General features: G+C 68.4%; 19 protein-coding genes. 10 read left to right on the top strand and 9 right to left on the bottom strand.

The window, feature by feature from the left end; genetic code table 11:
• Nucleotides 1-2,397 carry a malto-oligosyltrehalose synthase gene (gene treY / locus E0H92_RS36270; protein WP_131499395.1) on the bottom strand — a complete coding sequence of 799 codons (2,397 nt, stop codon included), beginning with the start codon at nt 2,395-2,397 and terminating at the stop codon, nt 1-3.
• Entirely contained in the window at nt 2,394-4,511 is a 2,118-nt protein-coding gene (gene glgX / locus E0H92_RS36265; RefSeq protein WP_131499394.1) for a glycogen debranching protein GlgX, read from the bottom strand. Before glgX ends, treY begins: the two co-directional genes overlap by 4 nt.
• Nucleotides 4,512-4,654: 143 nt before the next feature.
• Here glgX and E0H92_RS36260 point away from each other — a divergent pair, with 143 nt between their 5' ends.
• Both E0H92_RS36260 and E0H92_RS36255 read left to right on the top strand, forming a co-directional pair.
• Nucleotides 4,655-5,191 (top strand): hypothetical protein, encoded by a 537-nt coding sequence (locus tag E0H92_RS36260; protein ID WP_131466336.1) that lies wholly within the window; start codon nt 4,655-4,657, stop codon nt 5,189-5,191.
• Nucleotides 5,188-7,308 carry a bifunctional polysaccharide deacetylase/glycosyltransferase family 2 protein gene (locus tag E0H92_RS36255; protein WP_238153209.1) on the top strand — a complete coding sequence of 707 codons (2,121 nt, stop codon included), beginning with the start codon at nt 5,188-5,190 and terminating at the stop codon, nt 7,306-7,308. The genes E0H92_RS36260 and E0H92_RS36255 overlap by 4 nt, the downstream gene beginning before the upstream one ends.
• Here the strand turns inward: E0H92_RS36255 and E0H92_RS36250 are convergent.
• Nucleotides 7,298-7,960 (bottom strand): TetR/AcrR family transcriptional regulator C-terminal domain-containing protein, encoded by a 663-nt coding sequence (locus E0H92_RS36250; RefSeq protein ID WP_131466339.1) that lies wholly within the window; start codon nt 7,958-7,960, stop codon nt 7,298-7,300. The genes E0H92_RS36255 and E0H92_RS36250 overlap by 11 nt on opposite strands.
• A gap of 67 nt (nt 7,961-8,027) precedes the next feature.
• Between E0H92_RS36250 and E0H92_RS36245 the strand changes: the two genes are divergently transcribed.
• The 4 genes from E0H92_RS36245 to E0H92_RS36230 all read left to right on the top strand — a co-directional run bounded on the left by E0H92_RS36245 (nt 8,028) and on the right by E0H92_RS36230 (nt 11,815).
• Nucleotides 8,028-8,705 (top strand): DUF4386 domain-containing protein, encoded by a 678-nt coding sequence (locus E0H92_RS36245; protein ID WP_131499393.1) that lies wholly within the window; start codon nt 8,028-8,030, stop codon nt 8,703-8,705.
• Nucleotides 8,706-8,708: 3 nt separating this feature from the next.
• Nucleotides 8,709-9,467 carry a S1 family peptidase gene (locus E0H92_RS36240; protein WP_131499392.1) on the top strand — a complete coding sequence of 253 codons (759 nt, stop codon included), beginning with the start codon at nt 8,709-8,711 and terminating at the stop codon, nt 9,465-9,467.
• 114 nt (nt 9,468-9,581) lie between these two features.
• Nucleotides 9,582-11,162, top strand: a complete 1,581-nt coding sequence (locus tag E0H92_RS36235) for a flavin monoamine oxidase family protein (protein ID WP_131499391.1) — start codon at nt 9,582-9,584, stop codon at nt 11,160-11,162.
• Nucleotides 11,159-11,815 carry a Rid family hydrolase gene (locus E0H92_RS36230; RefSeq protein ID WP_131499390.1) on the top strand — a complete coding sequence of 219 codons (657 nt, stop codon included), beginning with the start codon at nt 11,159-11,161 and terminating at the stop codon, nt 11,813-11,815. Before E0H92_RS36235 ends, E0H92_RS36230 begins: the two co-directional genes overlap by 4 nt.
• A gap of 39 nt (nt 11,816-11,854) precedes the next feature.
• Here E0H92_RS36230 and E0H92_RS36225 read toward each other — a convergent pair whose 3' ends face one another.
• Nucleotides 11,855-12,076 (bottom strand): hypothetical protein, encoded by a 222-nt coding sequence (locus E0H92_RS36225; protein ID WP_131466349.1) that lies wholly within the window; start codon nt 12,074-12,076, stop codon nt 11,855-11,857.
• A 61-nt stretch (nt 12,077-12,137) separates the two neighbouring features.
• Between E0H92_RS36225 and E0H92_RS36220 the strand changes: the two genes are divergently transcribed.
• The 4 genes from E0H92_RS36220 (at nt 12,138) to E0H92_RS36205 (ending at nt 16,801) form a co-directional block, all read left to right on the top strand.
• The gene (locus E0H92_RS36220) at nt 12,138-12,506 is read left to right on the top strand and encodes a cupin domain-containing protein (RefSeq protein WP_131466351.1); all 369 of its coding nucleotides are present in this window, start codon (nt 12,138-12,140) and stop codon (nt 12,504-12,506) included.
• Between the two features lie 9 nt (nt 12,507-12,515).
• A complete protein-coding gene (locus E0H92_RS36215) occupies nt 12,516-13,820 on the top strand; it encodes a transcriptional regulator (RefSeq protein WP_131466353.1) in 1,305 nt (434 codons plus the stop codon).
• A 69-nt stretch (nt 13,821-13,889) separates the two neighbouring features.
• Nucleotides 13,890-15,665, top strand: coding sequence for a polysaccharide deacetylase family protein (locus E0H92_RS36210; protein ID WP_131499389.1), 1,776 nt, complete (start codon nt 13,890-13,892; stop codon nt 15,663-15,665).
• Nucleotides 15,647-16,801: a DegT/DnrJ/EryC1/StrS family aminotransferase gene (locus tag E0H92_RS36205; RefSeq protein WP_131499388.1), complete on the top strand. Its 1,155-nt coding sequence runs from the start codon at nt 15,647-15,649 to the stop codon at nt 16,799-16,801. Before E0H92_RS36210 ends, E0H92_RS36205 begins: the two co-directional genes overlap by 19 nt.
• A gap of 86 nt (nt 16,802-16,887) precedes the next feature.
• Here E0H92_RS36205 and E0H92_RS36200 read toward each other — a convergent pair whose 3' ends face one another.
• The 5 genes from E0H92_RS36200 to E0H92_RS36180 are packed head-to-tail and all read right to left on the bottom strand — an operon-like array spanning nt 16,888 to nt 22,322.
• Complete coding sequence (locus E0H92_RS36200) at nt 16,888-17,673, bottom strand: ATP-binding cassette domain-containing protein (protein WP_131466360.1); 786 nt, start codon at nt 17,671-17,673, stop codon at nt 16,888-16,890.
• Nucleotides 17,666-18,643, bottom strand: coding sequence for an ABC transporter ATP-binding protein (locus E0H92_RS36195; RefSeq protein ID WP_131499387.1), 978 nt, complete (start codon nt 18,641-18,643; stop codon nt 17,666-17,668). The genes E0H92_RS36200 and E0H92_RS36195 overlap by 8 nt, the downstream gene beginning before the upstream one ends.
• Nucleotides 18,640-19,569, bottom strand: coding sequence for an ABC transporter permease (locus tag E0H92_RS36190; protein WP_131499386.1), 930 nt, complete (start codon nt 19,567-19,569; stop codon nt 18,640-18,642). Before E0H92_RS36190 ends, E0H92_RS36195 begins: the two co-directional genes overlap by 4 nt.
• Nucleotides 19,556-20,533, bottom strand: coding sequence for an ABC transporter permease (locus E0H92_RS36185; RefSeq protein WP_131466366.1), 978 nt, complete (start codon nt 20,531-20,533; stop codon nt 19,556-19,558). The genes E0H92_RS36190 and E0H92_RS36185 overlap by 14 nt, the downstream gene beginning before the upstream one ends.
• 1 nt (nt 20,534) lies before the next feature.
• Complete coding sequence (locus E0H92_RS36180; protein ID WP_131499385.1) at nt 20,535-22,322, bottom strand: peptide ABC transporter substrate-binding protein; 1,788 nt, start codon at nt 22,320-22,322, stop codon at nt 20,535-20,537.
• Nucleotides 22,323-22,328 lie beyond the last annotated feature (6 nt).

Here is a 22,328-nt window from a genome sequence, read left to right as displayed (position 1 = left end):
TCAGCTCCTGACCAGAAGGGCAACCGGCAGGTCGGTCAGCAGGTCGACGATCCGCGCGGCGCCGCTGCCGACGTCGCGGCCGGTCAGCACGTTCTTCCACTGACCACTCGGCAGCACCACAGTGCTCTCACCCCAGCCGCCCAGACGCTGCAGCGCGGCGGGCAGCCTGGTCGCCACGGTGATAACCGCGTCTCCACGGGCGAACGAGACCGCGTGCCCGTTGGACGTCGGGAGCGGCGTGTAGCTGCCGGCAAAGGCTTCCGGGTACTGCCGGCGGAGGCGGAGCGCCCGCGACGTGACGAGCAGCTTCTCGTCGGACAAGTCCTCCGGCTTGCCGCCGTCGTCCAGACGCTGCAGCCGCTCGATGCGCTGCTCGTAGTCCACGGGACGTCGGTTGTCGGGGTCCACGAGGGACAGATCGACCAGTTCGGTGCCCTGATACACATCCGGTACGCCGGGCATCGTCAGCTGCACCAGCTTCTGTCCGAGCGTGGCTGCGCGCACGTAGTCGGTCTGCTCGTCTGCAAAGCGGCGTACCGAGTCGAGCAGCGTGTCGTCGTGCAGGACTGCTGTTGCGAAGGCGGCGACGGTCTGTTCGTACTCGTCATCGGGTGAGGTCCACGAGGTGTGCCGCTTCGCCTCCCGGATCGCCTTCAACAGGTACGCCTGCAGGCGGTCCTCGGCGAGCGGTCCGTCGTGCCAGGTGCCGAAGAGCGTCTGCCAGAACAGGTACTCCGTGCTGCCGTCCAGCAACGGGTTCCGGTGATCTTCCGTGAGCCTGCGCCACTCACGCACCGCCTCCGACCAGGCGGCGGGCTGCTCGGACAGTACGCCGAGACGCGCGCGGACGTCCTCGGACCGCTTGGTGTCGTGAGTGGACAGCGTGGTCATCGTCTTGGGCCAGTGCTGGTTCAGCTGGGAGGCGTACGCGTGGAACTCCTCCGGCGTGACACCGAAGTGCTCCGGGTCTCCACCGACCTCGTTGAGCGACGTGAGCCGCAGCCACCGGTAGAACGCGGTGTCCTCGACGCCCTTGGCCATCACCGGACCACAGGTCTGCTGGAAACGCACGATCAGCTCGGCGCGCGCCTGCTCGTCGATCGCGTTCGTCTCCCGTCCCAGCAGGAGGTGCAGTACGACGTCCAGCGTCGCCTGCCGGTCGTCGTCGAGGTTGGCCCGCGCCTTCTCGGCCGCGCGCTCCATCGCAGCGACCGCAGTAGCCGGCGCCTCTTCTCCTGGTACGACGTACGCGCGGTAGACGTCGAACTGGACCAGCAACTCGGCCACGACCTCGTGGAACGCCCGCCTGGTGTGGTCACGCAGCCGTACGTCGTCCTGACAGATGCGGGCCAGCAACTCGACCAGCCGATGCACTTCGGCGTACTGCCCGTGCTGGACGATCTCGCGCTTCGCCTGCTCCACCACGGGTCCGAAGTCGGCCGGTGCGCCGGTGAGCTCCGAGTGGAGTGCTGCAAGCGGTGCAGCACCGGCAGGGTCTACGAACAGGCCGCCGACGCGCAGCAGGGCGTCGTACCCGGTGGTGCCGGCGCAGGGCCAGTCGCGTGGGAGCTGCTCGTCGCCTTCGAGGATCTTCTCCACCACGACCCATGCACCGCCGGTGCGCTCGGCCAACCGGCGCAGGTAGCCGCGTGGGTCCGCCAGACCGTCGGGGTGGTCGATCCGGTACCCGTTGAGCTTGCCCTCGTGCAGCAGCGCGAGCAGGAGCTGGTGCGTCGCGTCGAAGACCTCCTGCGTCTCCTGGCGTACTGCGGCGAGCGTGTCGACGTCGAAGAACCGCCTGTAGTTCAGCTCCTCGTCAGCAACCCGCCAGTGCGCCAAGCGGTACCACTGCTCGGTGACGAGCTCCTGGATCGGCAGCTCCTCGGTCCCCGGCCGCAGCGGGTACTCGTGCTCGTAGTACCGCAGTACGTCGCCGTCGACCGACAGTTCGCCGTCCGCCAGCACCTTGCCGATCCGCTGTCCCAGCACCGCCATCAGCAACGGCTGGTTGCCCGCACCCCAGTCGACATCGAACCAGTCCGCGTACTGCGAACCAGGCCCGAGCCGCAGCACCGACCACAGCGCCTTGTTCAGACTCTCCGGCGTCGGCACGGCGACATGGTTCGGTACGACGTCCGCGACGGCGCCCATGCGGTGTTCGGTGAGTTGCGCGGACAGCCGGTCGAACGCGGGACGGCCGCCCATCGGCTCGGACAGCCGGCTGTGGTCCACCACGTCGTACCCGTGGGTGGAACCCGGTGCGGCCTGGAGGATCGGGGAGAGGTAGGCGTGGGAGATCCCGAGGCCGGCCAGGTACGGGACCACTGCGGCGGCGTCGTCGAAGCCGAACTCGCCGCGGAGCTGGAACCTGTAAGTAGCCTGCGGGACCGCCGTCATCCGGCTGCCTGCCTCGGGCGGGTCAGGACCAGCGTGCTGCGGGCCTCCAGCTGAACAGTCGTCCCGGCGGCGTGCGGCTCGTCGGTGCCCGCGCCGGTGGCACTCGTCGTGTCGACGACGACCGTCCAGTTCTCGCCGTACTCCTCGGGTGGGAGGAGGAAGTCGACCGGTTCGTAGTTGCTGTTCAGCAGGATCAGGAACGAGTCGTCGACCACGGGCTCACCGCGGAGGTCCGGCTCGGAGATAGCGTCGCCGTTCAGGAAGACGGCGATCGCGCGGGCGTCGTTCTGCTGCCAGTCGCCATTCTGCATCTCGGCGCCCTTCGGCGCGAACCAGACCAGGTCGCCGAGACCGTCGATCCCCGTGTCGCCGTGGAAGAAGCGGCGGCGGCGCAGCACCGGGTGGTTGTTGCGCAGGCGGACCACGGACCGGGTGAACTCGAGCAGGTGCTTCTGCGGCTCACCGAGCGCCCAGTCCACCCAGGCGATCTCGTTGTCCTGGCAGTAGACGTTGTTGTTGCCGCTCTGCGTCCGGCCGAGCTCGTCGCCGTGCGCGATCATCGGCACGCCCTGTGAGATCAGCAGCGTGGTGAGGATGTTGCGCTGCTGCTTGGCGCGCAGTCGCAGTACCTCTGGGTCGTCCGTCGAACCCTCCACACCGCAGTTCCAGGAGCGGTTGTGGCTCTCGCCGTCTTTGCCGCCCTCGCCGTTCGCCTCGTTGTGCTTCTCGTTGTACGACACGAGGTCGCGCAGCGTGAAGCCGTCGTGGGCGGTGACGAAGTTGATGCTGGCCAGCGGCCGGCGGCTGTCGTCCTGGTAGAGGTCCGAGGAACCGGTCAGCCGGGAGGCGAACTCGGCCAGCGTGTACTGCTCGCCGCGCCAGAAGTCCCGCACGGTGTCGCGGTACTTGCCGTTCCACTCCGTCCACAGCGGCGGGAAGTTGCCCACCTGGTACCCGCCGTCGCCCACGTCCCACGGCTCGGCGATCAGCTTCACCTGACTCACGACCGGGTCCTGCTGGACCAGGTCGAAGAACGCCGACAGCCGGTCGACCTCGTGGAACTGGCGGGCCAGTGTGGCCGCGAGGTCGAAGCGGAAGCCGTCGACGTGCATCTCGGTGACCCAGTAGCGCAGCGAGTCCATGATCAGCTGCAGCACGTGCGGATGCCGCATCAGCAGGCTGTTGCCGGTGCCGGTGGTGTCGTAGTAGTGCGACTTGTCCTGGTCGACCAGCCGGTAGTACGCCGCGTTGTCGATGCCCTTGAACGACAGCGTCGGACCGAACTCGTTCCCCTCGGCGGTGTGGTTGTAGACGACGTCGAGGATCACTTCGATATCCGCCTCGTGCAGCGCCTTGACCATCGCCTTGAACTCGGTCACCTGCTGACCGCGGGTGCCGGTCGACGAATAGGCGTTGTGCGGCGCGAAGAAGCCGATCGTGTTGTAACCCCAGTAGTTCGACAGACCGAGCTCCTGCAGGTGGCCGTCCTGGGCGAACTGGTGCACCGGCATCAGCTCGATCGCGGACACCCCGAGCTCCTTGAGGTGCTCGATGACGGCCGGGTGGCCGATCCCGGCGTACGTACCGCGGATGTTCTCCGGCAGCCCCGGATGCGTCTTGGTGAGGCCCTTGACGTGCGCCTCGTAGATCACGGTCTCGTGGTACGCGTGCTCCGGCGGGCGGTCGTTGCCCCAGTCGAAGAACGGGTTGGTTACCACCGAGAGCATGGTGTGCTCGCGGTTGTCCATGGTGTTCAGCTCATCGGGCTTCGCGAACCGGTAGCTGAACAGCGACTCGTCACCGTCGATCTGCCCGTCGACAGCCTTCGCGTACGGGTCCAGCAGCAGCTTGGACGGGTTGCACCGGTCGCCCTCGGCCGGGTTGAACGGGCCGTGCACCCGGAAGCCGTAGCGCTGTCCCGGCTGCACTCCGGGGAGGTACGCGTGCCAGACGAAGCCGTCCACCTCGGTCAGCTGCACCAGCTGCTCGGTTCCGTCGTCGCCGACCAGCGACAGGTCCACTCGATCGGCAACCTCCGAGAACACCGCGAAGTTCGTCCCGGCGCCGTCGAACGTGGCGCCGAGAGGGTAGGGACGACCAGGCCATTTCTGCACCAGACGACAGTAGCCACCCCGACCCCCGGTCACCGCACCGCCGGGTGTTTCGGTGGCGAGAATTCACCGGGTAAGGGGTTGCAGCAAGTTGCAAGACTTGGAACGTCCCAATTCTGACTCGGTTCGACTAAGCTCTCGCGCTTGTGAAGTCGCATTCCCACCGGCGGCCGGTCTTCCTCGACTCGACCGGGCGCCGCCGTCGCACCATCCGCAGAACTGGCGCCTTCCTCGCCGTACCTACCGTCGGTTACCTCGTGCTCATGGTCAGTAGTCTGCTCGGCGGACCGCGGATGGACACCCCGCTCATCCCGCTCCCGGAAGCAGCCAAACCCAAGCACCGGCCGACCGCGCCGCCGGCCGAGATCGCACTCGAGACACCCCGTCCGACGACGACTTCGGATACGCCGAACGACGAGCCGAACTCCACCCCGCAGTCCTCCACCAGCGGCGGACCGACCTCGAGTCCGACGATCGTCCCGACCAGCGTCCCGCCGGTGACCCCGGTGCCGCCGCCGACCGTCGTACCGACGACTGCTCCGACGACGACCACGACCACACCGCCGGGCCGGACGAACTCACCGACGACGACCACGCCCACACCGACAGCGACGACCACCACGACGCACGGCAACAAGCCGACCGCTCCACCCGGTAAGACCAAGACGCCGACCGCACCGTGAGCAGACCGGCCGCGAGACGCGCCAAGCAGGTCCCGCTCCGCACCCATTGGATCGTGCTGACCATGCTGCTGGTCTGCCTGGCCAGCATGCTGTTGCTGAACGGCTACACGCACCACATGTTCGGTACAGAGCCCGACGGCGCGGTCCAGCCGACCGGAGGATCCGGATCGGTACCGCGGCAGATCGTCACCGGCGGACCGGTCATCGACGCCGGTGACGGCACTCCGCGGTCCGTGTCACCGAAGGCCCGCACGATCGCGCTCACCTTCGACGACGGCCCCGATCCGGTCTGGACCCCGAAGATCCTGGACCTGCTGCGGGAACAGCAGGTCCATGCGACGTTCTTCGTCGTCGGCACCGCGGTCGCCGCTCATCCGGACCTGGCCCGCCGGATCGTGGCCGAAGGTCACCAGATCGCGGTGCACAGCTTCACTCATGCGAACCTGACGACCGCCTCCTCGTGGCGCCGCTCGCTGGAGCTCAAGCAGAGCCAACTGATCCTCGCCGGTGCGACGGGTGTCAGTACGACGCTACTGCGGCCGCCGTACTCCTCCGAGCCGAGTGCCCTGACCGACCGCGACTGGAAGGCACTCCAGGAGACGCGTAAGGCCGGGTACCTGGCAGTGCTGACCAGCCAGGACAGTGAGGACTGGCGGAAGCCCGGGACCGCACAGGTCATTGCCAACTCGATGCCGCGCAGCACAGCCGGACAGGTGCTGCTGATGCACGACGCGGGCGGCGACCGCAGCCAGACGGTCGAGGCGCTGAGCAAACTGCTCCCCCGGCTGAAGGCCCGTGGCTTCCGGTTCGCCACGGTCAGCGACTCGGTCGGCCTGCCGGACCCCACCCGTAAGGCGAGTGTGCTGGACCGCGGCCGGGGTCTGGCCGTCATCTGGGTGATGCGGATCAGTGACGCCGTGATGGCCCTGATCGGCTGGCTGCTGTACGCCGCCGGCGCGCTGAGCGTGCTGCGCGCGATCACCACGGTCATCGCGGCCCGAAGACACGTGAGGATGCGCGGCTGGTCGTACGGGCCCCCGGTGACGGAACCGGTCAGCGTCATCGTTCCGGCGTACAACGAGAGCGCGGGGATCGAGGCCGCGATCCGTTCGCTGGTGGCCTCGGACCACCCGCTCGAGGTGATCGTCGTCGACGACGGGTCGACGGACGGTACGGCGGACCTTGTCGAAGCACTGCACATCCCTGGGGTCCGCGTGATCCGGCAGGCCAACTCCGGCAAGCCGATCGCGCTGAACACCGGGCTGCGCGCGGCACGGTTCGAGTTGATCGTGATGGTCGACGGCGACACCGTGTTCGAGCCGGACGCCGTCCGCAAGCTCATCCAGCCGTTCGGGCACCCGTCCGTCGGGGCGGTGTCGGGCAACGCCAAGGTGGGCAACCGGCGCGGTCTGCTCGGTCGCTGGCAGCACATCGAGTACGTGATCGGGTTCAACCTGGATCGCCGGTTGTTCGATCTCGCCGAGTGCATGCCGACCGTGCCCGGCGCGGTCGGCGCGTTCCGGCGTACGGCGCTGGAGCGGATCGGCGGACTGAGTGACGTGACGCTGGCCGAGGACACCGACCTGACCATGGCACTGTGCCGAGACGGTTGGCGGGTGGTCTACGAGGAGAGTGCGGTGGCGTGGACCGAGGCGCCGGCGTCTCTGGGCGCACTGTGGCGGCAGCGGTACCGCTGGTGCTACGGGACGCTCCAAGCGATGTGGAAGCACCGCGGGGCGATGGTGCAGGGCGGCCGGGCCGGGAAGTTCGGCCGTCGCGGTCTGACGTACCTCATGCTCTTCCAGGTGCTGCTGCCACTGCTGGCACCCGTTGTCGACGTGTTCGCGATCTACGGCCTGGTGTTCCTCAACCCGGTCCGCGTGCTGTCGGTCTGGGCCGGCTTCGTCGTACTGCAGGTCGCCATGGGCTTCTACGCGTTCTGGCTCGACGGGGAGCGGGCCGGACCGCTGTGGACGCTGCCGTTGCAGCAGTTCGTCTACCGCCAGCTGATGTACTTGGTGGTCATCCAGTCGGTCTTCACCGCACTGGCCGGCACCAGGCTCCGCTGGCAACGCATGGAGCGCTACGGAAGCCTGCAGGCCCCAGTCAGCTCTTGATGCCGTCCAGGATCCGGCGTAGACCCCACAGGTACTGCTCGGTGGTGATGAACCGCGCCATCGTCGGCACCGCCGCGGCTGACCGCGGGAAGACCTCAGCCGGGATCTGGTCGTACGTCGCGCGCCGCCGAGCCACCCGGGCGTCCTCGGGCGGGAGCGGTCCGGGGTCGGTCTCGTCCGCGACCTCGAGGGCAATCGACCCGAGAACGTAGACGATCAGCAGGTACGTCGACCGCGCGGCGTCGGCCGGATCGAGACCGGCGTCGATGAGCAGACCGAGCAGCCGCTCGTTCAGCGCCGTCGTCCGCGGACCGTCCATCGGACCGCTCATCAGCAGGGCCCCGGCGCCGGGGTGCGCGACCAGGTTGGCCCGGACGTCGAGCGCGAGCGCCTCGATCCGCTCCCGCCACGGTCGGCTCTCGTCCGCGAAGCCGCCGCTGTCGGCGTCACCGAGCAGCCGCTCGATCAGCGCGGCGATCACCGCGGACTTGTCCGGGAAGTAGGTGTAGACGGCGTTCGGCGCCACGCCGACCTTCGCGGCGATCCCGCGGATCGAGGCCTGTCCGCCCTCGTCCAGCAGCTCGAGCGCGGCATCCAGCAGCTCGTCCTCGGTCAGGGTTCGTCGCGGCCCGGGCCGCCCTCGCGGAGTCATCTCTGGACAGCGTACAGAATTACCCGCAGACTATCTCTGTACACCGTACAATTTCTTCGGAGGGGTCATGCGCCGTACCACTGGAATCCTGTTCGTCGTCGCCGCGGTGAGCTTCGCCGTCGCCGCATCCGTCCTGTCCGCGACCTTCGACTGGCCGGACATCCTCCGCGAGCCGGCCGGCAAGGTGCTGACCGAGTACGCCGAGGGCGGGACCGGACTGACCTGGACCTGGTTCGCCACCGCCTGGACGTACGGCCTGCTCGCGATCCCGATCCTGATGTTGCCGCAGGCAATCAAACAGCCGCTCCGCATCGCGACCGCGCTAGGTGCGGCATCCGTTCTGCTGTCCCTCATCGGCTTCCTGCGCTGGGTATTCGTCGTACCGCCGCTGGCCCGCGAACATGCGGACGGCGACCCGACGGCGGCCGCGGCATGGACCGCACAGCACCAGTTCGGCGGCGCACTGCTAGGCGAGCACCTGGGGCAACTGCTCGCGATCGCGTGGAGCGTCTCGGTGGGTGTCGTCGTACTGCGGACGCGCGCGCTGCCGCGATGGATCGGGTGGTCGGGGCTCGCGGCGAGCGTGCTGTATTTCGCCAACCAGGGCGATGTCCTGGCGACCGCGTTCCCCGGCTTTCCGGTGTGGGACGCGGCCGGACTGCTCGGGAGTACGGCGTGGGGGCTGTGGACGATCGCGCTCGGTGTGGGACTTTACTTGCAGCGATCGTTGTCTCACGTGGAGTAGTGAATGTTCAAGCGGGCTGTCCTTCTTGTCGGTGTTCTCCTGGTTGTTACGGCCGGTGCGAAACCAGTGGTCGTCGGAGGGACGGTCGCGAGTACGACCGAGGCGCCGTGGGCGATCGCGTTGAACAACACGCAGTCCGTGTCGTCGAGCGGCCGGTACTGCGGGGCCGCCCTGGTGGCGCCGGACAAGATCGTGACGGCCGCACACTGCATGGACGAGGCGGTGTCGACGTACTACGCCGTGCAGGGACGGGCGAACCTCGAGGACGACTCGGTCGGACAGGTGTCGGCGATCAGCAAGGCGTGGGTTCACCCGGGCTACAACACGAAGGATCACCGGTACGACGTCGCGGTGCTGACGCTGGCGACGCCGTTCGTCGGCGTACCGGTGCTGCCACTCGAGACCCGTGCGCGCGCGGACCGGCGAGGCGCCGTACCGACGGTCTACGGATGGGGCGACACGCAGGGCACCGGTCCGGACGAGACCCTGCAGAAGGCCGCCGTACCCGACCTCGGCGACCAGGCCTGCCTGGCGGTCAAGAGCTACGTCTCCAACGGGTACGCCGCCGCGACCAACGTCTGCGCCGGCTATCTCGCGGGCGGCACCGACGCCTGCCAGGGCGACTCCGGCGGCCCGCTCGTCCTGAACGGCCGGCTGCTCGGCGTCGTCTCGTGGGGCCAGGGCTGCGCCCAACCCGGCAAGCCCGGCGTTTACACGGAAATCGCCGGCGCGGCGAAGGCGCTGCTCCAACAGGTTCGTTAAGCCGAAACATACCTGTCAGTACGAGCGTCAACACGTTACGGTCCTGTCACGCTACGAAAACACCATGTCCTTACCTTCTTGGTCAGCTACTCAGTTGCCCAGTGAGGAGAAGGCATGGCGCAGGCACGTCGTCAATTCCTGCAGCAGGTCGGTATCACCGGTGGAGCGGGGGTGCTCTACTCCACCATGTCGGCGCTCGGCCTCACGGGCGTCGCCGAAACGCCCGCGTACGCCGCCCCGTCGCGGGCCGATCTCAACGGCCGCGGCGCCAAGCACGTCGTCATTCTCGGCGCCGGGATCGCCGGACTCACGTCGGCGTACGAACTCCTGAAGGCCGGCTACAAGGTCACGCTGCTCGAGGCCCGGCAGCGTCCGGGCGGCCGCAACTGGACCGTGCGCGGCGGCACCGTCGAGACCGATCTGGCCGGGCACACCCAGCGCGCGACGTTCTCGCCGGGTCAGTACATGAACGCCGGTCCGGCGCGGCTGCCGCAGCATCACGTGACGCTCGACTACTGCCGCGAGCTCGGCGTCGCGATCGAACCGTTCGTCAACCAGAACGCGGACGCGTACCTCTATCGCGAAGGCACCACCAGCCTGTCGAACAAGCCGATCCGGCACCGCACCGCCAAGGCCGACGTGTACGGGTACGTCGCCGAACTGCTCGCCACGGCCGCCGATCAGGGCGCGCTCGACACCCTGCTGACCGCGGCCGACAAGGAAGCGCTGACCTCATTCCTCAGCAGCTTCGGCTCGATCGGGAACAAGGCCTCCGGGTTCGCCTACACCGGCACCGACGGGCGGCGCGGCTACACGGTTGAACCGGGCGCGGGGATGGAGGGCGGTACGACGGCGGCGCCGTACGCACTGAGCGACGTGTTCGCCAGCGGTGTCGGCAACTACTTCTCGTTCGAGTTCGGCTGGGACCAGGCGGTGATGATGTTCCAGCCGGTCGGCGGGATGGACCGGATCCCGTACGCGTTCGAGCGCGCCGTCGGCAAGGACAAGATCCGGTACGGCGCCGAGGTCACTGGGCTGAGCAACACCGGCAACGGTGTCCAGGTCACGTACAAGACCGGATCGCGGACCAGGATGATCACCGCGGACTACGCGATCTGCACGCTGCCCCCGCACCTGGCCGCGAAGGTCCCGTCGAACCTGCCCGCACCGATCGTCGAGGCACTCAAGTACGCCCGGCCGACGAACGCGGGCAAGATCGGCATCGAGTACGGCCGGCGCTGGTGGGAGGAGGACCACCGGATCTACGGCGGCATCACCAACAGCAGCCTCGACACGGTGAACACCTGGTATCCGTCGTACGGCTTCCACGGCGACCGCGGCACCATGATCGGCTACTACAACACCGGTGCCAACGCCAACACGTACGGCGCTCTGACACCGGCCGCCCGGCTGGAGCGCGCGCTGATGCAGGGCGCCAAGATGCACGGTGACGTCTACACGAAGGATGTGAAGGCGTCGTTCTCGGTCAACTGGCTGGGCACCAAGTACTCCGAGGCGTCCTGGGTCAGCTGGCCGTCGCAGACCGACGGGATCTACGCCCGGCTGCTCGATGCCACCGGCAACATCTACTTCGCCGGCGACCACCTGTCGCACGCCATCGCCTGGCAGCACGGTGCGATGGTGTCCGCTCGCGCGGCCGTGACCGCCCTGCACACCCGGGTGGTGAACCGATGAAGCGCCGCTCTCTGATCGCCGGTGTCGCCGTCGTGGCGCTGTCCTTCGGTGGTGGCGCCACGACCGCCGCGGGTTGGTGGGACAAGCCGAAGCCGCCGAAACCTGGCACCGTCGTACCCGCCCTGCCCGCCGGACAGGCCAATCCGATGATCGCGAGCGGTGTCGGGATCGGCGCCAACACTCCGGTCTACAAGACGAGTGGCATCGGGCCGTCGGCGCTCAACACCGGCGCACCGGCCGGGTCCGAGGCGGCGTACATCGACACGGCCGTCTTCCCGGGCGGCACGTTGCCCGCGGGCGTCACGATCACCGAAGCCCAAGGGATCAACGCACTGCGGCGGATCGGCGAGAACCTCGCGGCTGCCGGTCTGTCGTACGCCGACGTCTACACGATGCGCGTCTTCCTGCAGAACCCGGCCGGCGCGACGGTCGCCGACTTCGCCGGCTGGAATCGCGCGTACCGCCAGTACTTCGCCAACACCGACCTCACCACCGGCGCCTACGTCCCCGTCCCCCTCGGTACGGCGGCACCGGCGAAACCGTTCGTGGTCAACAAGTCCCGCCCGTCGCGCTTCGCCCTGGAGATCGAGAACCTCCCGGTCGGCGGCTGGCTCGTCGAGGTAGAAGTCGACGCGGCCTACCCGAAGCGTTAGGTTGCTTGGATGCCCCGGCGCACCAGCCGGGGCATCCGGCTACAGCACGGCGCCTCGTGGCGCGATCTCGATGGCGGCGACTCCGCGGGAGTACAGCACGAGTTCGCGGTCGCCGTGTCTGCACCGCAGCACGCCGGTATCACCCGCGAGCGCTGTGACGGCGTGCTGCACCGTCACGTCGTCCGCCGCCCCGGGCTCCTCGTAGGCGACGTCCAGTTGGTCGCCACTGATCAGCCGGACCCGCAACACAATCCTCGCCATAGCCGAACCTTACGCGCCACTGCGTTGGCCGGAGGAGGTCGCGCGGAGGCAGACTGTTGCCATGGCTGAGCCAGTGCGTGTGATCAAGGCGGGTGATCTCGTCGCCGCCGACCCGACGGCCGGCATGCTCCGGATGCGAGCGTTCGAGCTCCCGATCCTGTGGGCCGGCCAGGTCATCACGCAGCCCGGGGCGATCTCCGGCTGGCATCACCATGATCGGAACGAGAGCAGCCTCTACATCGTGTCCGGGGTGCTGCGGCTCGAGTTCGAGGGCACCGACGAGTACCTCGACGCGGTCGCCGGCGACTTCGTGCACGTACCGGCCTTCACCGTGCACCGCGAGAGCAACCCCACCGCCGACCCGTCCCTGGCGATCATCGCCCGCGCGGGCGGCGGGATCCCGACCGTCAACGTCGACCCACCCCGTTAACCTGACGGAGTGGCGACCCATGAACAGGTGACGGTCGGCGTTGTCGGCGCCGAGCAGATCGTGCACCGGATCATCAATCTGGCCCGCGAGCTGGACAACCCCGGCCTGCGACTGGTCACCGCCCAGTACGCCGACGAGCACGACGCGCACGAGCAGGCGGCGCGGATCGCGTCCCGCGTGGACTCCTTCCTGTTCGCGGGACCGCTGCCGTACGACGTGGCGGTCGCGGGCGGCCTGCCGGTGCCGGCGACGTACGTGCCGAGCGGCGGGCCGGCGTTGTTCTCGACCCTGCTCCGCGGCGTGCTCGAGAAGGTCTTCGACCCGGCCCGGATCAGCGTCGACACGATGTCGCGGCGCGATCTCACCCACGTCTACGAAGAGATCGGCCTGAGCGCGTCCGGCGTACGGCTGAAGGAGTACACCGGTCCGGAGTCGGCCGAGACGTTCCTCGACTTCCACCGCACGCTGCACGAGCGCGGGCGGACCACCGGGGCGGTGACCACGGTGCCGACCGTCGACGTCGCGTTGCAGAAGGCCGGCGTACCGGTGCTGCGGATGACGCCGTCGTCGATGACGATCCGGCAGGCGCTGACCACAGCGATCCTGATGGGCAGCGGCGCGAAACTCGAGGAGTCCCGGATCGTCACGATGATCGTCCGGGTGCCCGCCGCGTCGTTGCCGGCGCACGCGAGCGCCAGCGCGTACTGGTACCAGGAGCTGCGGCTGTCGCTGCACCGCGAGCTGCTGCGCGACGCCCGGCCGATGGACGCGGCGGTGGTGCCGCGGGACGAGCACAGCTTCCTGATCGTCACGACGATGGGCTCGTTGCGGCTGGCCACCGACAACCTGTCGATGGCGCCCTTCCTGGACCGGATCTCCGAGGAGCTGGGGATCCGGCTCGAGGTCGGCATCGGGCTCGGTACGTCGACCCGCGAGGCGGAGGTGAACGCGCAGTCCGCCGTCGACAAGGCAGCCGGCGGCGGTACGGCGTTCGTGGTCGGGCCGCACGGCTTCGTCCTGCAGGTACCCGGCGAGCGCACACGCGCCGCCGAGCGCGCGGTGCCGGGCGACTCACGCGCACTCCAGATCCTCGCCACGCTCGCCGAGCAACTGGAGAACGCCAACGACACCGAGCGGATCGTCGACGCGGAGAAGGTCGCCGAACTCCTCGGCGTCACCCTGCGAACCGCCCGCCGAACGCTCAGCACCCTGGTCGACGAAGGCCTGGCCTGGCCGATGCCCCCACCCCGCTCGAGCAAACTCGGCCGGCCTCCACGCCCGTACCAGCTTCTGGTCGAGAAGATTCCGCGATAGTTATTACGGTCGTCCATAACAGCTATTTAGGCCTTGCCGAAGGGAGACGCCTGAGGCAGGGTTGGTCGCGTGCCAGAACCCCTTCATGCAGTCGCAGTGGTGGACAACCAGGCCGCGACCGAGCGGGCCCACCAGGCGGGCCAGGACGCCTGGTGGGTCTACCTGGCCGAGGTGCTCGGGCACCTGAGGCTGCCGTACCGGTCCATCTCCCTCAGCGCAGCCGCCGCACCGCCGGACGACGTATCCGTGCTGGTCTTCGCCACCACTCCTGATGGCCCGGCTGACGGGCTCGAGCAGTGGGTGCGCGACGGCGGGGTCCTGATCCTCGTCGGCGATCCCGGTCCACTGGCCGCGCTCGCCGGCGTCGCAGCGGGAGAAACGGTCGCGGACGGCCACGTCGTACTGTCCGAAACCCCCGTTTGGTCATCCCGCCCGCCGGTCGCGCTGCATGCCGTCGGCGGTCATCGACTCATCGGTCAGGACATGGAGGTGCTCGCCCGCTGGCAGGACAACGACGCGGCCGCCGCCAGCCTCCGCCGACTCGGCGCGGGCGCCGTGCTGACGTACGGCGTCGACCTGTGGCAGACCATCGTCCGGATCCAGCAGGGGTACGCCGTCACCGCCGACGGCGCACCGGCCGCCGACGGCACCGCGCCGATCGACGACGGCATCCTCAAATGCGAGGACGGGATGGTGCTCAGCTTCGAGCGGGACCGCGCGATGCCACCAGGTGAGCCGGAACTGCTCCCGACGTACGAGCACACCTATCCGCCGCCGAGCGCCGTACCGATGTTTGACCAGCCGCAGGCCGACTGGTGGTGCTCGTTGTTCGCGCAGAGCTTGTGGTGGGGCACTGCACAGGCCGGCGCGGCGGTGCCGTGGCTCTGGTACTGGCCGGCGGGTGTCGACGCCGTCGCGCACATGTCGCACGACTCCGACCAGAACGTCGAGGAGCACGGGCAGGCGGCACTCGACGCGTTCGCCGAGGCGGACGTTCAGGTCACGTGGTGCCACGTGTTCCCGGGCGGTTACTCCCCTTCGCTGTACACGGCGATTACCGCAGCCGGCCATGAGAATGCCCTGCATTACAACGCGATGGGCGATGCGGACCTCGCGGTATGGGGCTGGCCGTTTGCGCGAGCTCAGTACGCGTGGGCGCAGGCCGTCACCGGGACCGAGCAGATCGTCTCGAACAAGAACCACTACACGCGCTGGGAAGGCTGGACCGAGTTCTACACCTGGTGCGAACGGCTCGGCCTCCAGATCGACGAGTCGCGCGGGCCTAGCAAACAAGGCGATGTGGGCTTCACGTTCGGCGCCTCGCACGTGTCGTTCCCGCTCGCACCCGTTGCTGAGGGCAATCGGTTGTACGACGTACTCAATCTCCCGCTGCACACTCAGGATCTCGCCTGGGCCGGGCATGTCTCCGTCCGGGACGTGATCCTGGACGGCGCGCAGTCGGTACACGGCGTCGCACATTTCCTGTTCCACGGGCCGCATCTGCACCATCGCCCACCGACCCGGGCGGCTTGTATCGAGCTCGCCGCGGAGGCCCGGCGGCGCGGAATGCCGTGGTGGACGGCCACCCGGATCAACAGCTGGGAACGCAGCCGGCGGGGAGTCGTGCTGTCTGTCGAGCCGCATCCGGACGGGTTCGCAGTACGAGCAGAGGCTGTGGAGCCGGTGCCTGGCGCTGCGGTGCTGATCGCCGTACCGGGCACCACTGACCCTGTCGTGAAGGAGGGCGAGGGTTCGGCCCGGGCGGTGGTACGGCTCGGCCGGACCTTCGTCGAACTGACCGCGGATATCGTTGCCGGAGACAACAGATGGGTGATCACACCATGACGTCCGAGTGGCCGCAGTACGGCGATGACGAGGCGAAGGCCCTGCTGGAGGTGCTGAACTCCGGGAAGTGGGGCAGCACCAGCGGGGACGTCGTCGCCACCTTCCAGCAGGAGTTCGCGGAGTACCAGCAGGCGGGGCACGCGATCTGCCTCGCCAACGGGACCCTCGCCATCGCGGTGGCGCTGCGGGCGGCCGGCGTCGGCATCGGCGACGAGGTGATCGTGCCGCCGTACACGTTCATCGCTACTGCCTCGGCGGCGCTCTTCGTGGGTGCGGTACCGGTCTTCGCGGACGTGGACGCGGACACCCATCTCCTCGATCCGGCCGCGGCCGAGGCGGCGATCACCGAACGGACGAAGGCGATCGTCGTCGTTCATCTCGCGGGCCGGCCGGCGGACATGGACGCCTTCACCGCACTCGGCGCCAAGCACGGGTTGACGATCGTCGAGGACGCGGCGCAGGCGCACGGGGCGGCGTACAAGGGGCGCCCGGTCGGCGCGATCGGTGACCTGGGCACGTTCAGCTTCCAGAGCAGCAAGAACATCACCGCCGGGGAAGGCGGCGCAGTGCTTACCGACTCCGCGGAGTTGGCCGGCGCGGTGTACTCGCTGGTGAACGTCGGCCGGGTGCCGGGCGGTGGGTGGTACCAGCACGAGGCAGTCGGGTACAACCTGCGGCTGACCGAGTTCCAGGCCGCGATCCTGCGCGTCCAGCTTCGGCGTCACCCCGCCCTGCAGGAAGTCCGCGAACGTAACGCCCGGCTCCTCACGGACCTGCTGACCGACGTCGACGGCATCCAGCTCGCCCCCGAAGACCCATCAATCACCGCCCACGGCCGCCACCTCTTCATGCTCCGAGTCCGCAACCGCGCCGCCGTACTCGAGTCCCTGGCGGAGGCTGGCATCACCCGAGCCTCCAGCGGCTACGTCCCCCTCCACCGCAACCACGCCGTACTCGAAGAAGCCCAGGCAATCACCACCCGCCTAGGCCAGCCCTACCCCGAGGCGGCCTGCCCGAACGCCGACCAGGTCTCCACAGACACCATCTGGCTGCCCCAGCCCTACCTCCTGGGCACCGAAGCCCAAACCCACGCCATCGCAACCGCCATCACCGCAGCAGCACAGGCAGCCGACTGAGGACGCATCTGATGGGTACACCCACCAGATGCCGGGTTCACGTCCAAGATCCCGGACGCAAACCCGGCATCTCGGACGTCAACCCATCAAAGTCCGTGGGCCTGACGGATGGGGAGTACGGCGGAGAGCAGTTGGCGGGTGTAGTCGTCTTGGGGGGCGCGGAAGAGGTCCTCGGTGGAACCCTCCTCGACTACGCGGCCCTTGTTCATGACTGCCACGCGGTCGGCGAGGCGTTCTACGACCGCGAGGTTGTGGGAGATGAACAGGAAGGACAGGCCGAGGCGGTCTCGGAGGTCGGTGAAGAGTTCGAGGATCTGGGCCTGGATCGAGACGTCGAGGGACGACGTCGGCTCGTCGCACACCAGCAGGTCGGGTTCGAGCGCGAGCGCACGGGCGATTGCGATGCGCTGCTGCTGACCGCCGGAGAACTGACGGGGGTACAGCTCCGCGTGGCCGGTATTGATACCGACCAAGTCCAGCAACTCAAGGGCCTTGGTACGCCGGGACTCCTTGTCGCCCCGTTCGTGCAAGCGCAGCGGCTCCATCACGTTGCCGATGGCACTGAAATGTGGGAGCAGCGACCCGTACGGGTTCTGGAACACCATCTGCATCCGCGGCCGCAACAACCGCAACTCACGAGCCGGCAGCTTGCTCAGGTCCTGCCCGTCGAACTCGACCCGCCCGGACGTCGGGGTCTGCAGACCCATCATCAGCCGTGCCATCGTGGACTTCCCGCTGCCGCTTTCCCCCACCAGACCGAGCGTCTCGCCGCGGTGCACGGTCAGCGAGACGTCATCGACAGCGCGCACCTCACCGGCACGGGTCCGGAACACCTTGGTCACCGATGAAGCGTGGACCAGTTCGTCAGGCATCGACCGTCACCTTCCAGCAAGCCGCGTCCCGGCCGGGAGCGATCGTGAGGCTTTCCTGCTCGGTCCCACAGCGGGGCATTTCGGCCTGCGCACACCGTGGATGGAACGGGCAGCCCTCGGGGCGATGAGACAGGTCGGGCGGACTACCTGGGATCGGCCGCAACGGCAGCTCCCGGCCGCCGACCTCGACCCCGGAGCCGAGCAGCCCGACGCTGTACGGATGCCGCGGGTCGTCGAGCAGCCGGTCCATCGGCGCCCGCTCGACCACGCGACCGGCGTACATCACCACCGCGTCGTCGCAGAAGTAGCGGGCGACGCCGAGGTCGTGGGTGATCATGATGACGCCGGTGCCGCGGTTCTTCAGCTCCGCCAGCAGGTCGAGGATCTGCCGCTGCACGGTGACGTCGACGGCGGTGGTCGGCTCGTCGGCGATCAGCAGCGCCGGCTCGGTCACCATCGCCATCGCGATCATCGCGCGTTGCCGCATCCCGCCGGACAGCTGGAACGGGTACGTGCGGATCCGCTTCTCCGGGTCGGGGATCCCGACGTCACCCAGCGCCCGGATCGCCCGCTTGCGAGCTTCGGCCTTGTTGCAGATCCCGTGCCAGAGCAGGTGTTCGGTGAGTTGGCGCTCCAGCGTCAGCGTCGGGTTCATCGCCTCCATCGCGCTCTGGAACACCATCGCGATGTCGCGCCCGCGGACCTTGCGCAACTCCTTGTCCCCGATCGCCAGCAGGTCCCGCCCGCCGAACATCGCCTGGCCGTCGGTGATCCGCGCGGTCCGCGGCAGGATGCCCATCACGCTGCGCATCGTGACGCTCTTACCGCTTCCGCTCTCGCCGACGATCGCCAGCGCCTGCCCACGGCGTACGTCGAACGACACCCCGTCGACGGCCGTCAGCGGCTCGGCGCCGTCGCGCCGGAACGTCGTCCGCAACCCACGGACCGAAAGCAACGCCTCAGAACTCATCGCTGCTCCCCACTCGGGTCGAAAGCATCCCGTACGCCGTCACCGATCCACGTGAACGCCAGCAAAGTAAGGGCAAACAGCACCGCCGGCGCGACCAGCATGTGCGGCGCGGCGAGCAGGTACCGGCTGCCCTCGCTGATCATCGCGCCCCACGACGGCGTCGGCGGCTGGACACCGAGCCCGAGCAGAGCGAGACCGGCCTCGGCGGCGATCGCGGCCGGGATCGCGAAGCTCGTGGTGACCAGGATCGGCCCGATCGCGTTCGGCAGGATGTACCGGATCGCGATCGTGCTGCCCTTGGCGCCCATCGACCGGGCCGCCTCGACGTACTCGCGTTCCTTCAGCGTCATCACCTGGGCCCGGACCAGCCGCGCCTGGGTGACCCACGACGCGATGCCGATCGCGACCACCAGCGCGAAGATGCTGCGCCCGAGCACGGTGACCATCACGACCGCAAACAGGTAGCTGGGGAACGCGTACATCACGTCGGTGAAGGCCATCAGCAACGATTCGACCCGGCCGCCGAGATAGCCCGCCAGCAGCCCGATCGCCAACGCCAGTACGAGCGCCGTCAGCTCAGCACCGAACGCCACGGTCAGCGCCGTCTGCAGACCGTAGATCAGCCGGCTGAGGATGTCCCGGCCGAGCAGATCGGTGCCGAGCAGATGCCCCGGAGCGCCCGGCCCCGCCAGCTTGTGCTGGATGTCGGTTTCCTCATAGCCGTACGGCGCGATCAGCGGCGCCGCGATCGCGGTGAGGATCAGCAGCGCGCAGAAGATCAGACTGCCGAACGCCAGCCGGTGCTTGCGAAACCGGGACCACGCCCGCGACCAGGGCCCGCGTGCGGTGGTGCCGCGCTCGATCGGCTCCGGTTCGCCGGTACCCGTCGTACCGACCACGGCCTCGACGCCCTCAGTGGCCGTCATGGGACCCACCTCCCACGGTACGGATTCGGGGGTCGAGGAGTCCGTAGATCAGGTCCACGACCAGGTTGGTCACCATCAGGATCAGCGCGAAAAACAACGCCGTACCCATCAGCAACGGCATGTCCCGGCTGGCCGCCGCGTTCGCGAAGTACAGGCCGAGACCGGGGATCCGCAGCAGTGCCTCGACGAACACCGTGCCGGTCATCAGCGCCGCCAGCAGCGGACCGGCCACGGTGACGAGGGGAATCAACGAGTTGCGCAGGGCGTGCCGGATGATGACGGTACGCCGCGGGCCGCCCTTGGCCAGCGCCGCGGTGACGTACTCCTCGCGGAGCGTCTCCAGCATGCTCGACCGCACGTACCGCGCCAGCACCGCGGCCGGGCCGAGGCTGAGCGCGAGCACCGGCAGGATCATGTCCTCCGGGCCGTTCCAGCCGCCGGACGGCAACAACTTCAGCGTCGCGGAGAACAGCAGGATCATGAACGCCGCGGTCAGATAGCTGGGCAGGGCGTGCCCGAGCGTGACCACGAACATCGTCGTGTGGTCGGACTTCGAGTTCTGCCGCAACGCCGCGAACACCCCGACCGGTACGGCGATCAGCAGCGCGAGTAGAACCGCTAGCACCGCTAGCGTCGCCGACACCGGGAACGCCTCGGAGATGATGTCCTGCACGTTGCGGCTCGCGTACTTGTACGACGGTCCGAAGTCCCAGACGACCGCGCCCTTCATGAAGATCAGGTACTGCTTCCAGACCGGTACGTCGGCGCCGTACCGGGTCTCGAGCTCGCCGACCATCGACTCGGTGCCGACACCGCCGAAGTTGGTGGCGCCGCTGTTCACCCGCTGCAGGTCGGCGAAGTTGCCGGGCGCGAGCTGCAGCAGGGTGAACGTGAGGATCGAGACCGCGATCAAGGACAGGACCAGGCGCACAGCCCGCTTGCCGATGTAACCGGCGAGCCCCACGTCAGCTCCCTACGCTCAGCGACTTGAGGTAGAAGTAGTCCGGATAGGCCCGCAGTTGCAGCCCGTGCACCTTCGGCTTGACCGCGTGGAAGAGGCTCAGCCAGAGCACCGGCAGGTACAGGTACTGCTCCTCGCGCAACTTGGCGGCCTGTTTGTACAGGTCCATCCGCTTGGCGTCGTCCACCTCGGTGTTGGCCTTGTCGACCAGCGCGCCGATCTCCCGCGCAGGTTTCGAGGCGTGCCCGGCGAGGATCGCGTCGAGCTGCGCGGTCTTGTCCGCCGGCGAGAGCTTCTTGTCCTCCTGCACGGCCTGGTACTTCTGCCACTGGTCGCTCGGCAGGCTGATCTCCTGCACGTTCTTCGGCGACCACAGCGAGCCGACCATCGTCGGCCACGTCGGCAGCCCGGCGAACGTGCCGTAGTAGAAGCCGATGTAGTTGCCCTTCTGAACCTGCCACCGCCGCTCGGTGTACACGCCGGCCTCGACGTGGTCGACACTCGCCTTGATCCCGAGCTGCTTGGTCCAGCTGTCCACCATCGCGTCGGCGAGCGTGGTGTCCGGTACGCCGACGAGGATCCGCACCGGCGGCAGGCCCTGGCCGTTCGGATAGCCGGCCTCGGCGAGCAGCCGCTTCGCCTCGGCGACATCCTCCTTGATCCCGAGACTCGCGTCCCAGCCCCCGGTTCGGCTGGTCACCAGCGAGACCCCAGGCTCCTGACCGGGCTGTACGCCGGCCAGGGTCTTGCGGTCGAGCGCGAGCGAGAGCGCCTTGCGAACCCGGACGTCCTCCATCGCGGCGTGCTGGCTCCGCAGCTTCGCCAGGTAGAGGATGCTGTAGTTCTCGGTCTGCTCGAGCTCCTTCGACAGGTTCGCGTCCTTCTGGAACCGCAGTACGTCGGGACCGGCCAGCTGCACCAGATCGGTCTCGCCGTTCTCGTACGCCACGGTGGCGGTCGCCGCCGCGCTGGGCTCGACCAGGTTGACCTGGATCCGGCCGATCTTGACGTTGCCGCGGTCCCAGTACTTCTCGTTCGGCACCAGGATCAGCTTCGAGTTCTGGACCCACTCGGTCACCGTGTACGGCCCGTTGGACACGTAGTTCGGCGGGTTCTGCCAGTCCTTCGGCTTGCTCTCGACCAGGTCCATCGGCAGCGGCAGCATCGCCGGGTGGGTCAGCGCCAGCAGGAAGTCCGGGTTCGGGTTCGACAGGGTGAGGACCAGCTCGTGGTCCCCGGTCGCCTTCACGCCGACCTTCGACCAGTCGGTCAGTACGCCGGCCAGGAAGTCCTTGCCGCCCTTGATCCCGGTCGACACCTGGTAGCTGTTCGCGCCGAGCGTCGTACCGCCGGCCGAGGTCGCCGCCGGGGTGAACAGCCGCTTGTAGGTCCGCTCGAAGTCCTGGGCGACGACGGGCTTACCGTCGGACCACTGCGCGTTGTCGCGCAGCGTGAACGTGTAGGTCAGGTGGTCGTCGGAGACCTTCCATTCGGACGCGACGGCCGGGAGCACGCCGTCGCCCTTCTCGTTCTGGGTCACCAGGCCCTCGGAGATCCCACGGCTGAGGATCCACATGCCGTTGGTGATCACCTGCGGGTCCAGCACCTCGACCGGGACGTAGTCGATCTTCAGCGTCGACTGACCGTCGGCCGCTTTGCTGTCGTCACCGAACAGACCGCAACCGGTCAGCGACCAGCTGCCGCCGAGGGCGGCCAGAGTCAGACCGGACAGTCGCAGGAAGTCACGCCTGGTCTGTCCGACAGGGGGAACCGAGCTCGCGCGGTGGGCCATGGAGAG

Origin of the sequence: Kribbella speibonae (assembly GCF_004331375.1) — a bacterium.
GTDB classification, from domain to species: domain Bacteria; phylum Actinomycetota; class Actinomycetes; order Propionibacteriales; family Kribbellaceae; genus Kribbella; species Kribbella sindirgiensis.
The sequence above is the reverse complement of the archived record's forward strand: the minus strand, read 5'-3'. Positions and strand labels throughout refer to the sequence as shown.